This window comes from Thalassotalea sp. ND16A, from assembly GCF_000764205.1.
Classification (GTDB): Bacteria; Pseudomonadota; Gammaproteobacteria; order Enterobacterales; family Alteromonadaceae; genus Thalassotalea_A.
Genome location: NZ_JQDZ01000123.1, coordinates 102,728 through 118,051 on the forward strand (window position 1 = coordinate 102,728; position 15,324 = coordinate 118,051).

A 15,324-nucleotide genomic window follows, 5' to 3' on the forward strand; every position below is an offset into this window, starting at 1 on the left:
GAGTTTGATGATGAGTAAAGAAAAACCGCAGTTATCGTTTTGGCAGGTATGGAATGTCAGTTTTGGCTTCTTAGGGGTGCAATTTGGTTTTGCCCTGCAAAATGCCAATGTCAGTCGAATTTTGTCGGACTTAGGTGCTGACTTGCATTCACTGTCACTGTTTTGGCTGGTGGCACCAATCATGGGGCTGATTGTGCAGCCTCTTGTTGGTTCGGCGTCTGATCGCACCTGGAATCGATTTGGTCGACGTAAACCGTTTATTTTAGCGGGTGCCATTGCCGCGGCTATCGGTATGGTGTTAATGCCAAATGCTGGAGTTTTTGTTGCCTTTATTGCGCCGATGCTATTTGGCGCGATGATTTTGGCGCTAATGGATGCTTCATTCAATGTTAGCTTCCAGCCATTTCGTTCTCTCGTCTCTGATTTGGTGCCAGCCAAGCAGCGCAACCTGGGTTATTCGATTCAATCGTTATTGATTAATATTGGTGCGGTTATCGGCTCGATTTTGCCGTTTGTGTTAACTAATGTTGTTGGTTTAGAAAATACCGCGAAAGTTGGCGAGGTTGCGCCATCAGTTACCTGGGCATTTTATCTTGGCGCAACGGTATTGTTAGGCTCAGTATTGTGGACAGTATTTCGTACCAAGGAACACCCGCCGGAAGATTTTTATGCGTTTCGCGGTATCGATGCGCAGGCAATTGCGCAAGAACAAAAACAGAAAAAATCGCTTAGAGGCTCGCTGGTAGAATTTTTCAGGCTGATGAAAACCATGCCACAAACGATGAAGCAACTGGCAATCGTGCAGTTTTTCTCCTGGTTTGCCTTGTTCATTATGTGGGTTTACTCGATGCCGGCAATCACCCAGTACATTTGGGGAGTCGAGGCAAAATGGTTTGACCCAGATTATTTACATGCAGTTGGCACGGTGCCGCAAGCAATCCTTGATGCGAAAGGTGCTGCCGGTGACTGGGTCGGCATAATCTTTGCCGCTTACTCGTTATTTGCCGCCGTATTTTCGGTGGTGTTGTCGAAACTGGCGGATAAGTTTGGCCGTAAATTAGTGTATTCATTATCTTTGTTCGCCGGGGCATTGGGCTATTTTGGTTTTATGGCGTTTAATAACCCAGAGCCAGTGGTTGTTGACTTATTGATTACCTCGGTTACCGTTCCGCAAGCGGCGGTTAACTTATTTATTCCAATGATCGGCGTCGGCATTTCCTGGGCGGCAATTTTGGCGATGCCCTATGCGATTTTGGCCGGGTCATTACCCGCGACTAAAACCGGGGTATACATGGGGATTTTCAATTTCACCATCGCCGCACCACAAATTGTCTCCGGTTTGTTTTCGGGTTGGATTTTAAGTAGCGTGTTTAATAATGAAGCGATATACATCATAATGCTGGCCGGTGTTGCTATGCTGTTTGCCAGCGCCTCGGTGTATTTTGTCAAAGACGATCAAGAGCAAAATTAAGCGAACCGGTCGTGCTTGTGCGTTGTGCCAAATTTCAGTTTGGCACAACGCGGCACATTTAATCCGCTATACATTGCTATGATCTTGCGTTACTATTTTTTTAAGTGAAATTTTTTAGATGTATATTAACGTGAAAGCAACTTCATTTGACATCGCCTATCGTGCCGGTGTTTCACAATCTACGGTGTCGCGAGCACTGCGTAATAGTCCGCTGGTGAATGAGGAAACGCGTCTAAAAATTCAGGCCATCGCCAAAGAACTCAATTATAAGGTCGATAAAAATGCCCGTAATTTACGCTCACAACAGAGTAACACCTTAGCGCTGCTGTTATTTGAAGATCCCACCTCAGATGATTCGCAAATCAATCCATTTTTTCTGTCGATGCTGGGCAGTATTACCCGAGCTTGTGCGAATAAAGGCTACGATTTGTTAGTCTCGTTTCAGCAAATGGATAACGATTGGCACGCCGAATTTGAAGATACTAACAAAGCCGATGGCATTATTTTGTTAGGCTACGGTGATTACGTTGCTTACAAAGAAAAGTTGGTGCATTTGCATGAGCAAGGTACTCATTTTGTTCGTTGGGGCGCAGAAGTAAAAGATATGGACGTGGCCACCATTGGTTGCGATAACTTTCATGGTGGTTACCAACTTACCGAGCATTTAATCCAAAAAGGCCATAAACAATGTGCCTTTATCGGCACCGCTTCCCGCCGGGCGCCGGAATTTTATGATCGTTATAAAGGCCATGCTGCGGCACTGAAACATGCGGGCATAAGCGTGGATGAAAACCTACAAATTGATGCCTTGTATACCGAAGAAGCGGGTTATCTGGCCAGTAAAGAGTTACTGGCGGCCGGCGCCAAGTTTGATGCCTTGTTTGCCGCTTGCGATTTGATTGCCGTAGGCGCGATTAGAGCATTAACTGAGCATGGTTTGGCCATTCCTGATGATGTCGCCGTCGTTGGCTTTGATGATATTCCGATGGCCAGTTTTGTCAATCCTCCGCTGACCACAGCGAAACAAGATACCATGCTGGCCGGACAACTATTGGTGGAAAACCTGCTGAAGCTGATCGCCGGCGACAAACCTTCTACGCTGTTAATTGAAAGCCAGCTTATCGAAAGATCTTCTTCATAAACTTTAGGTTGCCCACTCCAGACGGTACTGTTAAGTTAGTGTCATAATATGAATAACGGCAGTAATAGCAAGTACATTCATGGGTTGCTTAACCAGTCAATGTAATTGCTGTAAAATAAACAGTATGAACAAGCAGTGGCATAACTATTTTATCTATCTTCTTGCTTTTAGCAGTGGTTTCTCAATTATGGGGATTGAACTGTTAGGCGGGCGCATTTTGGCGCCATATTTCGGCTCAAGCGTGCATGTGTGGGGCAGTATCATCACCGTGTTTATGCTCTCATTGTCTTTGGGTTACTTATTTGGTGGCCGCTTGTCTTTACATCGGCCGTCATTGCAAAAATATGGCCGAATATTTTTATTTGCGGGCATTACGCTGTTGCCTTTGGCTTATTTCGCCACCCCTATTCTCGATTTGGTTTTTGATAATATTGAAGACTCGCGCTATGGCTCATTAACCGCGTCTATGTTGTTATTTTTTGTGCCCACCATTATTTTGGGGATGATCTCGCCGTACTCGGTGCGCTTGTTAGTGACCAACGAAGCGGAAAGTGGCCACGTAGCGGGTGTACTCTACTTTGTTTCCACTTTAGGCTCGGCACTGGGTACCCTGGCCACCTCGTTTTATCTGGTATTATGGTTTGAAGTAAACACGATTATCTTTACCTATTGCCTGTTATTGATATCTCTTGGTTTGATGGCGATGGTTGTGAATAAAATGGAGGTAAAAGATGCACAAGTCCCTCTACAGTCTTAAATTCAATGTTGCGCTATTGCTCACCTTCTCGGTGTTCATCGGTGCGTCTTTTACTATTCAGGCGAAAGTCATTAAAGAAGAACGGTCATTGTATCGAAATATCTTTGTTGAAGATAAAGACAATGTTCGTTGTTTGAAGTTTTCGGTAAAGCGCAAAACCAGCAGTCAATCATGTATCAATAAAGACAATCCGCAGCAGCTGGTATTTAATTACACCAAGTATGTGATGTCATCTTTAGTGTTCAACCCCAACCCGCGCAGGGTGCTCATTATCGGCTTAGGTGGCGGCACTTTATCCAACAGTTTATTAGAGCTCTACCCTGACATTGAAATTGATAATGTCGAAATTGACCCTGCGGTAGTGCGGGTGGCAAAAACCTATTTTGATTTCAAAGAAACCGATAAGGTTAAAAGCCATACCAAAGATGGCCGCATTTTTATCAAACGGGCGCAACGTAATCAACAACGTTATGATTTGATTATTCTCGATGCTTTTAATGGCGAATATATTCCTGAACATTTATTAACGCAGGAATTTTTAGAAGAAACGAAATCATTACTCACCGAGGAAGGGGTTTTGGTGGCGAATACCTTTTCCAGCAGTAAACTTTATCATCATGAATCGGCCACTTATCATGCGGTGTTTGGCGACTTTTATTCAATCCGCAACGAGCAAAGCTCAGGTAATCGAGTGATTATCATCCCCAACAAAATGCCAATAGCAAATGAGATAGGTGACAATGTTGAGATGCTGACTCAACCGTTGGCAACCTACAATATAAAATTGTTCAAGGTGATCAGTTTTATGGACTTGAAGAAAGATGTCGAGTCTGATTACCGGGTACTCACCGATCAATATTCACCGGCGAATTTACTCTGATTACTTTCAAACTTTGACCGATATTTAGGAGATATTTTGCTGCAATCATCGCATGCCGCAACGATTGAATTATTACCAGATGCATATACTTCGAAAGATTTCGAGTAAGCTATCGCTATGCCCTTACCGCAAGAAATTATTCGCCACAAACGTGATGGTTTAACCCTCAATCGGCTAGAAATACAAAGCTTTGTTGATGGTTTGGTTAATGGCGATTTTAATGATGCACAAGTGGGCGCGATGGCGATGGCTATTGTCCAGCAAGGGATGAACGTTGAGGAAACTGTCGCTTTAACAATGCAGATGATGCACTCTGGCGATGTGCTGCAATGGCCTGATATTGATGGCCCGGTAATTGACAAACACTCTACCGGCGGCGTCGGCGATAAAGTCAGTTTCATGCTGGCGGCAATTGTTGCCGCTAACGGTGCTTATGTGCCGATGATTTCTGGTCGGGGATTAGGCCATACCGGCGGTACGGTTGATAAGCTGGAAAGTATAGCTGGCTTTAATGCCCACCCTGACAATGCCAAGTTCCAAGCTATCGTCAAGGATGTGGGCATGGCTATTATTGGTCAAACCGGAAATATTGCGCCTGCCGATAAACGCCTGTATGCAATTCGCGACGTTACTGCCACCGCCGAATCAACCCCGCTAATTACCGCCTCAATATTATCAAAAAAATTATCTGCCGGCCTAGGCGCCTTAGTGATGGATGTGAAAGTGGGCAATGGTGCGATGATGCAAGATATGCAGGCAGCGAAAACGTTAGCGCAAAGCATTGTCAACGTCGCCAATGGTGCTGGTGTTCATACTCAGGCGATCATCACCGACATGAATCAAGTACTGGGTAGTAGTGCAGGCAATGCCGTTGAAATTATCGAAACTCTGCATTATTTAAGCGGGGATAAGCGCGAATCGAGGTTGCATCGCGTGGTCACTGCGTTAGCTTGTTCGATGTTAATGTCTGCCGGCCTGGCCGAACATAACCACGAGGCCCGACAAATGGTTGAACATGCCTTAACGTCAGGTAAAGCCGCTGAAGTATTTGCTCGTATGGTAGCGGCCATGGGCGGACCAGCTGATCTATTTGAATGTTCCAATAGGTACTTGCCCTCGGCAAAGGTGATTATCGATGTTTTTGCCCCCAAGTCTGGTGTTATTTGTGCAATGCAAACACGTGATATCGGGATGGCAGTGGTGAGGCTTGGTGGTGGCCGACTGAGCAATGAGCAAGAGGTTGATCACAGTGTCGGCTTTGACTCGATTGTCCATGTTGGCAAGAGAGTGAGCACCGGTGATGTAATCGCCAGAGTGCATGCCCGCTCGCTTGCTCAAGCTGAAATGGCGAGCAATCAATACGTTGCCGCTATTGAGATAAATGAGCAAGGTGAAGGTTTTAATCCGGTGATCTTTGAGACCATCAGCGCATCGAAGTAAATCTAATACCATTGCGAATGCTGACTGTTATTATTTCGCCAAATAGCGCTTAGCCACATCTGTGGAGGCGAAAAGTGCCAGACCAAAAGCCTGACTGACTTCACTGCGATAATTATTACAAAAAATAATTGCGAATTACTCTATTTCAGTGTTTAAAATGAGTTAACCTTTAGCCCAAGTGCGGTTAAAATAACGTATAATCAAAGACTTCTTGCCGAACAGGGATTTCTCATGAGCGCTATTGCCTCGGGTGTTATTTTTCTCAGTGCCGCAGTAATTGCCGTACCAATTTTTACTCGCTTCAAACTTGGCGCTATCCTCGGCTACCTCACCGCTGGCTTGCTTATTGGCCCATCTGTGCTTGGCTTAATCAATGATCCGGAACAAATTTTACACTTTGCCGAACTCGGAGTGGTCTTTTTATTATTTGTCATCGGTCTGGAATTAGAACCAGAAAAACTGCTGCGGATGCGCAATATGATTTTATTCATCGGTGGCGGACAATTATTATTTTGTACCGTGGCGATAACCGCGATATCGTTAATTTTCAGCTTTTCCTGGAAGATCTCTCTAGTGCTTGGCTTGGCCCTGGCTTTATCATCGACGGCGTTCGCCATTCAGCTAATGGAAGAAAAACAGCTGTTGAAAACACCGTTAGGGCAAAAAGGCTTTTCCATACTGTTAATGCAAGATTTGGCCGTGATCCCTATTTTATTATTAATTTCAGTTCTTGCCGGTGCCAGTAACAGTGAAGACCCGGCATGGTGGGTTAGCGTGCTGGTAATTATTGGCGTATTGTTCTCTGGCCGCTATTTAATCAATCCATTGTTACGAATGGTCTCGCACTACGGTAGCTCAGAAGTGATGACTGCGGCGGTGTTATTGATTGTAATGGTGACGGCATTGGTAATGCAGCTGGCCGGATTATCTATGGGCTTAGGCGCATTTTTGGCGGGCATTTTATTGGCTAACTCCTCTTTTAGACATTTACTAGAGGTAGAAATTGCACCGTTTAAGGGCTTGTTACTAGGCTTGTTTTTTATTGCCATCGGGATGAATTTAGATCTACAAATACTGTTTGCGCAACCATTACTGATACTGGGCGCAAGTTTGACCTTAGTCGCCATTAAAACGGCAATCATTTTTGCCCTACTTAACTTCAATAATCAGCCCGGTACTCACCCATTACGCTTGGCGTTAATGTTGTCGCAAGGGGGTGAGTTTGCTTTTGTTATCTTTAATGTTGCCGTTAATGATGCCTTAATACCGGCTGAATTAGCCGCGCAAGCAACGTTAGTGGTGGGTATTTCAATGGCACTGACTTCGCCGTTGGTGATTATTTATGAAAAATTGGCTCGCCGTCAGCATCAGCAACCAGAGTATGATTCAGCCCCAGAAGTGCTTGAGCCGGAAGTGATTATTGCCGGTTTTGGTCGCTTTGGCCAAATTACCGGCCGCATATTAACCGCCAATAATATTCCATATACCGCGCTTGATAATAGTGCTGAGCAGATTGAGTTTATTAAGCAATTTGGCAATAAAGTCTTTTTTGGCGACGCCACTAATTTAAAGTTACTAAAAGCGGCTGGGGTCGAATATGCGAAGGTGATGTTTATTGCCGCCGATTCTGACAAGCATGGTTTTGATATTGCCAAAACGGTAACCGAACACTTTCCGCACATAAAAATTGTTGCCCGCGCGAAAAGCCGTTTCAGTGTCTTAAAGTACCGTGACATCGGTATTTATGACAATGTTCGGGAAATGTTTGACGGCAGTTTGACCGCGGCGAAATTAGTGCTGCAAGAATTTGGATTTGATGAGGCCAGGGCTGAGCATATGGTGAAAGTGTTTAAAGTTCATGATGAAGAATTGTTGGACAAATCCTATCGTAGTAATAATTTTGATATGAAAGAGTACATCAAAGTGAGTAAAGCGGGGCGTGCGGAACTAGAATCACTGTTTAAACGGGATCATCAAGACTAATCATTAAAAATGAGTAGACAGTTAATCAACGTGGTATAAAGATGCAAAAAATTCTGATCAGTAGCTGCTTTCTTGGCAACAAGGTACGTTTTGACGGTAAAACCAAAACCTTAATCGACCCACAAATTGCGACCTGGCAACTACAGGGACGGTTGGTGGTAATTTGCCCGGAAACGACCGGTGGTTTACCTGTGCCGAGACCAAGAGCTGAGCAACTGGCTGATAAGGTATTTGATGAGTTTGGTAACAACGTCACTGAGCCATTTCAGCAAGGTGCCGAGGCTGCCCTGAATTTGTGCCAGCAACATCATATAGGCTATGCATTGCTGAAAGAATATAGTCCATCCTGTGGTAGCCGTGCAGTTTATGATGGCCATTTTCAGGGCAATAAAATACCGGGTATGGGAGTTACGGCTAAACTGTTAACTGCCAATGGCGTTAAAGTGTATAGTGAACTCACTCTGGCAGAGCTGATATTAGACATCGCCAATAAAGAGACATAATTTTTATATTTATAATGGTCTGTACCTGAATTGTTATTCGTTTATTGAGAGTAAAAATATGAAACAATTTGCCATCAGCTTGATGATCTTGTCTTTGCTTGCGTGCGCGCAAGTGAGCAATGACTTAACCGCTAACTCGACAGATGCTCAGTTACTGCAAATAATTGCTGAAGAGCAGAGCTATCAAGATTCACTGAATCCGTTTAACAAAGAAAATAATATTCTTTATTACGACGCCTCGCCCCAAGCATTAGCCAAGCATAATGATAAAGTGAGTGACATCTATCATCGGCTGAAATTGATTGACCCCAATGGTTTAACCAAAGCGAATCAAATTAACCAAACCATTTTGGCTTACAAACTGAAAAATGATATCGATTCTTATCGCAACCTTGATCACTACATGCCTTTGACCGCCGAAGCAGGGTTTCACGCCTATATGACGTTTATGGTATCTCGCTCAAGCTTTAAAAATGCGGATGACTACGAGACTTATTTAAACCGATTAGTCGCCCTGGACCGTTATTTTGAGCAGCAAACTTACTGGTTAAAGCAAGGTTTGGCATCTGGTATCAGCCAACCGAAAGTCGTGCTTGCCGGTTTTGAAGAGAGCATCAGTGCCTTTATTGTTGATGATGCAACCAAGAGTGATTTTTATCGTCCGTTTAACAATATGGCAAAACATATTTCGGCTGAGCAGCAAGCGCAGTTAAAGGCAAAAGCGGAACTCATTATTTTAGAAAATATTAACCCTATGTATCAGCGTTTCTATGACTTTATGGTAGATACATACATTCCTAATGCGAAACAAACCATCGCGGCTAAAGATTACCCGAATGGCGCCGCTTTTTATCAGAACCGTATTGAACACTACACTACCTTAACCTTGACTGCGGATGAAATTCACGACATTGGTTTGCAGGAAGTCGCGCGCATTCGCGGTGAAATGGAAGAAGTAATAAAAGACGTTGAATTTGAAGGCACATTTGCCGAGTTTGTGCAGTTTTTACGAACCGATCGGCAATTTTACGCCACGACACCTGAGCAGTTATTAAAAGAAGCCTCGTTTATCGCCAAAAAAATGGATGCAAAATTACCATCACTGTTTAAAACCTTACCACGTACACCTTATGGTGTGGTGGAAGTACCAGCAAGCATTGCTCCTAAATACACTACGGGTCGTTACTCTGGTCCAAGCCGAGATGATCAGGCGGGCAATTATTGGGTGAATACCTACGCTTTAGATCGTCGCCCATTGTATGTACTGGAAGCATTAACTTTGCATGAAGCCGTACCGGGTCATCATCTACAAGGCTCGATTGCCCGTGAGATGGAAAACGTACCAGAGTTTCGTAATCAAACGTATATTTCAGCGTTCGGTGAAGGTTGGGGCTTATATTCTGAGTTCTTAGGTGTGGAAGCCGGATTTTATCAAGATCCCTATTCACGTTTTGGCCGTTTAACCTACGAGATGTGGCGAGCTGTTCGTTTAGTGGTGGATACCGGTATGCATATGAAAGGCTGGAGCAGACAACAAGCGATGGATTATTTAGCGAGGAACTCGGCGTTATCTTTACATAATGTGAAAACGGAAATTGACCGATATATCTCTTGGCCGGCACAAGCACTTTCTTACAAGTTGGGTGAAATTACCATTAAAAGTTTACGCGTTGAAGCCGAAAAAGCGTTGGCCGAGGATTTTGATCTACGCGAGTTTCATGATCAAATATTGAAAAATGGCTCTATTCCATTGTCGTTGTTAGAAACCTTGATTAGAGATTATATCGAGCAAAAAGCGGCAGCAATAACAGGTAATTAATAGACGATTAATTTGTATCGGTTGGCAAGGATGCTGACGAGAAACGAGAAACGAGAAACGAGAAACGGATTCCGTTTGGAATTAGTAATGTGTTGAGTTTTGGTGACAATTGAAAAAGGTAGGCAAGGCACGCAAAGAAATCAATCTTGAACACGGGAATGCTAAATAAAGAAAAGCCCCCACTATTTCTTAGTCGGCAGTTCCGCTATCATAGGTAATTATTGTTATTAATAAACAACCTTTAGACCGGTAACTTTGCGTCCCTAGCTTTCACTAGGTTTGCCTTGGACGAGCTAATTAGCCCTAACACTGATTATAGTCAAATATTGCTTGCTGTAAACCTTTTGTAAGTTTTTTATCGCATAAAATCCATTTTTTTAGTTAATTTGCTGAATTTCTTAATAAAAGTTACGATAATATGTACTTATTTTGCAGATTACTTCATTTAGGACGACACCATGAGCCAAGTGCTTGACGATTTACTGACGTTATTAAAGCTGGAACAACTGGACGATAACTTATTCCTGGGCCAAAGCCAGGATCTGGGCTTTCCTGCGGTGTTTGGTGGTCAGGTTATTGGTCAGGCGTTGTCTGCGGCGAAAGAAACTGTTGCCGAAAATCGAGCGTTGCATTCCTTTCACAGCTACTTTTTATTACCCGGCAATGCCCATAAGCCCATTACCTATTTGGTCGATGTTACCCGCGATGGCCGTAGTTTTAGTGCTCGTAGGGTACAGGCCATGCAAAATGGCAAAGTAATTTTTAACTTGATGGCATCATTTCAAATTATTGAGACTGGGTTCGAACATCAGGATGTTATGCCGGATGTGATGGGCCCCGAAGGGTTAGCAAGCATGCTTGAATTACAGCTGCAGCATAAAGATAAAATCCCGCAAGCCATGCATGACACTGTCTTTGCTGAACGACCAATCGAGTTTCGTCCAATCAAACAATATGACTGGCTCAATCCCGAAAAATCTTCAGCCAGTAATCAAGTTTGGATGAAAGCGAAAGGAAAAATGCCAGCCGATTTACGGGTGCATAAATACGTATTGGGCTACGCTTCCGATTATAATTTTTTACCCACGGCCGTGCATCCACACGGTCGCAGTGTGTGGTCAAAAAATTTCCAGATAGCCACCATCGATCACGCCATGTGGTTTCATCGAGATTTTCGTTTTGATGACTGGTTGCTGTACGATATTGATAGCCCATCGGCCAGTGGTGGCCGAGGATTAGTGCGCGGTAAAATCTATAATCGTCAAGGCCAACTCGTGGCCTCAACAATTCAGGAAGGGGTGATCAGGCAGTATTAATTGTCGCTCAACTGAGCGCGGTTTGACCGTGGCTTTGCTGCCAGTCATAACCGCTTGGGATTTGAAAAACGCGTAATTCAAACAGTGGGGCAATGGCAAATAAATGGTCAAAAATGTCGGCCTGTATCGACTCAAAGTTGCCCCAGTTAATGTCATTGCTGAAAAAGTACAACTCTAGCGCGACGCCACTTTCTGTCGGTTTCAGTTGCCTTACCATGCAGGTCATATTCTGGTGCACGTTCGGATGATTCTTTAAATAGGCGGAGATATAGGCTCTAAATGTGCCTATATTGGTTAATCTTCGGCTATTCGGGTTGGTTATGTCAGCAATACCTTGCTGGCGGTGAAAATCATTAATTTCACTATGTTTATCACTAAGATAATCTCGTAAAAAATCAAACTGATTTAGCTCTGCGATCAAGTCACTGGAACAGAAATGGATACTGGCAATATCGATACTGATACTGCGCTTAATGCGTCTGCCGCCAGACGTGGACATACCGCGCCAATTTTTAAATGACTCACTGATCAGCGCATAGGTAGGGATGGTGGTGACGGTATTATCCCAGTTTTGCACTTTTACCGTATTTAAAGCGATTTCTAACACTTCACCGTCGGCGCCGTATTGTGGCATTTCTATCCAATCCCCCGGCGCCACCATTTTATTGGCAGAAATTTGTATGCTCGCTACCAGGCCCTTGATGGTGTCTTGAAACACCAACAATAGCACTGCTGTTAATGCGCCTAAGCCACTGAGTAGGTAAATGGGGGAACGATCAATTAATATCGAAATCGCCAGGATGATGGCAACCAGGTAGATAGCCAGTTTTAACAACTGAATGGTGGCGTTTAATGGCAGGTACTTTTCTTTACTCGATTCCTGAAACAGGTCGTTGGCCACGTTTAACAGCGAGCTTAAACTGCGCGCCACCTGGATCGCTATTGCTACTTTGGCAAAGATAGTGAGGGCTGCGACCAAGCGGGGATTTTCGCTAATGAAGTATGGCATAAATGCCAGTAGCAGCAATGCCGGTACCAACCAGGCGATACGGGCGAATACCTTATTTGAGACCAATAAATCGTCCCATTGATTGCTGGAGCGGGTGACGATTTTATGCACCAATTGCAATACTTGATGTTTGGCGATGTAAAAACTAATCCAGCAAATGCTGAGTAATAATATTAAACCTATGGCCGCGGATACCGGAAGAACTAAATCGCCGCTTAAGCCACTTGCCGTTAACCAGGTTTTTATCAATTCTGACATTAATTTCTAACTTTCTTATTATTGCTTGTATGCTTGAGATTAGCGCCCATTGTCGTGGTTGGCAATGCCAGCAAGAGAATTAATTATATGTATTTTCAAAAAGTTATTTGATCGTAACCGTGCAAGCTGTATTCTTTAGGGCTGAGACTATGCTATGCGGACGATAAATGAATTTTAAAAGGGTTGTGATAAAAGTGGGTAGCGCCTTAGTTGCCCCGGATGGCAAAGGCTGCAGTGGCAAATATCTATTGTCCATTGCCCGCTTTATTACCGAATGTCATAAACGCGATAAAGAAGTGATCTTAGTCTCTTCTGGCAGCGTGGCAGCCGGTCGTCAATTAATTCATCACGGCTCCCCCAACCCCTCGATTGCGGCGAAACAAGCGATGGCCTCGGTTGGGCAAATGCAAATGATGGCGAACTGGCAGCGTTTTTTTGATACCCCCTGCTCGCAATTATTAATTACCCATGGTGATTTAAAAGACAGACGGCGTTTTATCAATATTAAAAATACGCTGAGAATGTTACTGGAAAATAATATTTTACCTGTGGTCAATGAAAATGACACGGTGGCTACCGACGAGCTAAAAGTGGGCGATAATGATAATCTTGCTGCACTGGTGGCTATGGTAAGTGATGCCGACTGTTTGTTTATTTTGAGTGATGTCGACGGTGTTTTTGATAGTGATCCACGCAGCAATAGTGACGCCAAATTGTTTAGTGAAATTAACACTATTGATGACGCTCTCTATCAAATGGCGGGCGGCACCAGCAATAAAATTGCCACCGGCGGCATGAAAACCAAGATCCAGGCGGCAGAGAAAGCGACTGAGCATGGCATTGAAACCTATATTTTAAACGGCAGTAATTCTGCCGTGTTTGATAAATTATTGCTTGGCGAAAATCCAGGTACTCGCTTTGTTGCCAAACAAAGTGCATTGAAAGCGAAAAAACACTGGCTCAAACATACGCTGAAAAGTCATGGCTCTATTGTCATCGATGAAGGGGCGATTAATGCCTTGCTGAATAAAGGCGCGTCTTTGTTAGCAAGTGGTATTGTGGAAATCTCTGGTGATTTTATCAAAGGGGAGTCGGTAAGCATTACCGCCCATTGTGATAGCCGGGTCTTGGCCAAAGGCATAAGCCAATATAGCAGCCAGGACCTGGTAAAAATTAAAGGCAAAAATTCGAATGATTTCGACACCATTTTGGGTTATTGCCCAAGTAAAGAGATCATCCACCGGGATGATTTGGTGTTGATGGAAAAAGCAGAGTAAGAATATGAATATTAAAGAGCAATTTGATATTGCCAATTTAGCAAAAAAAGCGCAAGTAGCGGCATTGCAAACGGCACAGCTTGATACGAAAACAAAAAACCGCCTGTTAACGGCAATGGCAGATAATATAGTTGCGAAGGCGCAACATATTATCAGTGAAAATAGCAAAGATATTAGCCAGGGCGAAAGCAAAGGCCTGTCGAGCGCCATGCTGGACCGATTGTTGTTAACGCCAGAACGCATCCAGGGCATTAGTGATGCCATAATCGATATTGTGAACTTGCCAGACCCGGTAGGCTGTAAATCGGCGATGCGAAAACGCCCTAACGGCATTGAAGTTGGCAAAATGCGCATTCCATTAGGGGTTATCGCGATGATTTACGAAGCGCGCCCCAATGTCACGGCGGAAGCTGCCGCGCTTTGTATTAAGTCGGGCAACGGTGTGATTTTACGCGGCGGCAGCGAAGCGCTGCACAGTAATTTGGCGATTGCCGATATTCTACATGGCACCTTAACAGAATTTTCCATCGCCGCTGAAGCGGTATCTGTGGTGCCGGATCCGGATCGCCAGGTCATCGAAAAAATGCTAACCCTGAATCAATACATAGATTTAGTGATCCCACGTGGCGGCGAAGGCTTGATTCGTTATGTCAGTGATAATTCGCGAATTCCAGTGATCCAACATTTTAAAGGGGTTTGTCATCTGTATGTCGATAAAGCCGCGGATATCAATAAAGCGGTTGGCATTTTAGTCAATGGTAAAACCCAGCGTCCAAGTGCTTGTAATTCATTGGAAACCGTGTTGGTGCACCAGAATATCAGTACTGAATTTTTATCAAAGGCGGCGACAGCACTGGCCGAATTTAAGGTGAAAATACACGCTTGTGAGCAAACCATAGAGTATTTCAGTGACGCCACAGTGGCAACAAGCGCGGATTACGATGCTGAGTATTTGGCCCAGGAGATTGCCGTTAAGCAAGTGACTGGCTTTGAACAAGCCATTGCCCATATTCAGCAATACAGTTCCGATCATACCGAAGTGATTGTTACCCAGGACTATTCCCGTGCCAATGAATTTGTGCGCCGCATTAATTCTTCTGTGGTTATGGTTAACGCCTCATCGCGATTTTCCGATGGTGGTGAATTGGGCCTGGGCTCAGAGATTGGCATCTCCACCAGTAAGTTACACGCCTACGGCCCAATGGGCCTGGAAGCACTAACGACAGAGAAATTCATCGTATTTGGTGAAGGCCAAGTTCGTTCATAGGCAAAGTAATTAAAGCTCGATAGGCGTCAGGAGGTTCCGTTCTGCAACGGAATGACGGTGTTAAATTTCGTATATGATTTTGGCCTGCAAGAAACTAGAAAAACGACACCGTCATGCCGGAGGAGCCCTAGCGACATCCGGTACCTCCTCCAGTAATAGTGTGCATATAAAAATTTTATTTTATTTCTTTTTAAAGTCTCTGC

Annotated in this window: 12 protein-coding genes and 1 riboswitch; of the genes, 11 read left to right on the top strand and 1 reads right to left on the bottom strand. The window is 44.2% G+C overall.

The features are described from left to right. Positions 1-10 precede the first annotated feature (10 nt). The 9 genes from ND16A_RS01310 to tesB all read left to right on the top strand — a co-directional run bounded on the left by ND16A_RS01310 (position 11) and on the right by tesB (position 11,310). A complete protein-coding gene (locus ND16A_RS01310) occupies positions 11-1,471 on the top strand; it encodes an MFS transporter (RefSeq protein WP_033079327.1) in 1,461 nt (486 codons plus the stop codon). A 124-nt stretch (positions 1,472-1,595) separates the two neighbouring features. Beyond that, positions 1,596-2,612, top strand: a complete 1,017-nt coding sequence (locus ND16A_RS01305) for a LacI family DNA-binding transcriptional regulator (protein ID WP_152593941.1) — start codon at positions 1,596-1,598, stop codon at positions 2,610-2,612. Positions 2,613-2,736: 124 nt separating this feature from the next. Further along, a complete protein-coding gene (locus ND16A_RS01300) occupies positions 2,737-3,369 on the top strand; it encodes a fused MFS/spermidine synthase (protein ID WP_033079328.1) in 633 nt (210 codons plus the stop codon). Continuing rightward, a complete protein-coding gene (locus tag ND16A_RS01295; protein WP_052073321.1) occupies positions 3,344-4,249 on the top strand; it encodes a spermidine synthase in 906 nt (301 codons plus the stop codon). The genes ND16A_RS01300 and ND16A_RS01295 overlap by 26 nt, the downstream gene beginning before the upstream one ends. 117 nt (positions 4,250-4,366) lie before the next feature. Further along, positions 4,367-5,689: a thymidine phosphorylase gene (gene deoA, locus ND16A_RS01290; RefSeq protein ID WP_033079244.1), complete on the top strand. Its 1,323-nt coding sequence runs from the start codon at positions 4,367-4,369 to the stop codon at positions 5,687-5,689. Positions 5,690-5,920: 231 nt separating this feature from the next. Further along, positions 5,921-7,672 (top strand): monovalent cation:proton antiporter-2 (CPA2) family protein, encoded by a 1,752-nt coding sequence (locus ND16A_RS01285; RefSeq protein ID WP_033079245.1) that lies wholly within the window; start codon positions 5,921-5,923, stop codon positions 7,670-7,672. A 41-nt stretch (positions 7,673-7,713) separates the two neighbouring features. Continuing rightward, complete coding sequence (locus ND16A_RS01280; protein ID WP_033079246.1) at positions 7,714-8,175, top strand: DUF523 domain-containing protein; 462 nt, start codon at positions 7,714-7,716, stop codon at positions 8,173-8,175. A gap of 58 nt (positions 8,176-8,233) precedes the next feature. Beyond that, positions 8,234-9,994 (top strand): DUF885 domain-containing protein, encoded by a 1,761-nt coding sequence (locus ND16A_RS01275; RefSeq protein ID WP_033079247.1) that lies wholly within the window; start codon positions 8,234-8,236, stop codon positions 9,992-9,994. Positions 9,995-10,186: 192 nt separating this feature from the next. Next, a riboswitch (cyclic di-GMP riboswitch) is annotated at positions 10,187-10,288 on the bottom strand. Between the two features lie 164 nt (positions 10,289-10,452). Further along, positions 10,453-11,310, top strand: coding sequence for an acyl-CoA thioesterase II (gene tesB, locus ND16A_RS01270; RefSeq protein WP_033079248.1), 858 nt, complete (start codon positions 10,453-10,455; stop codon positions 11,308-11,310). Between the two features lie 7 nt (positions 11,311-11,317). Here tesB and ND16A_RS01265 read toward each other — a convergent pair whose 3' ends face one another. Continuing rightward, complete coding sequence (locus tag ND16A_RS01265) at positions 11,318-12,577, bottom strand: mechanosensitive ion channel family protein (protein ID WP_033079249.1); 1,260 nt, start codon at positions 12,575-12,577, stop codon at positions 11,318-11,320. 167 nt (positions 12,578-12,744) lie between these two features. On the opposite strand from ND16A_RS01265, the gene proB reads away from it, so the two are divergent. Together proB and ND16A_RS01255 are read left to right on the top strand one after the other, a co-directional pair. Beyond that, a complete protein-coding gene (gene proB, locus ND16A_RS01260) occupies positions 12,745-13,854 on the top strand; it encodes a glutamate 5-kinase (protein WP_033079250.1) in 1,110 nt (369 codons plus the stop codon). A gap of 4 nt (positions 13,855-13,858) precedes the next feature. Continuing rightward, the gene (locus ND16A_RS01255; protein ID WP_033079251.1) at positions 13,859-15,121 is read left to right on the top strand and encodes a glutamate-5-semialdehyde dehydrogenase; all 1,263 of its coding nucleotides are present in this window, start codon (positions 13,859-13,861) and stop codon (positions 15,119-15,121) included. Positions 15,122-15,324 lie beyond the last annotated feature (203 nt).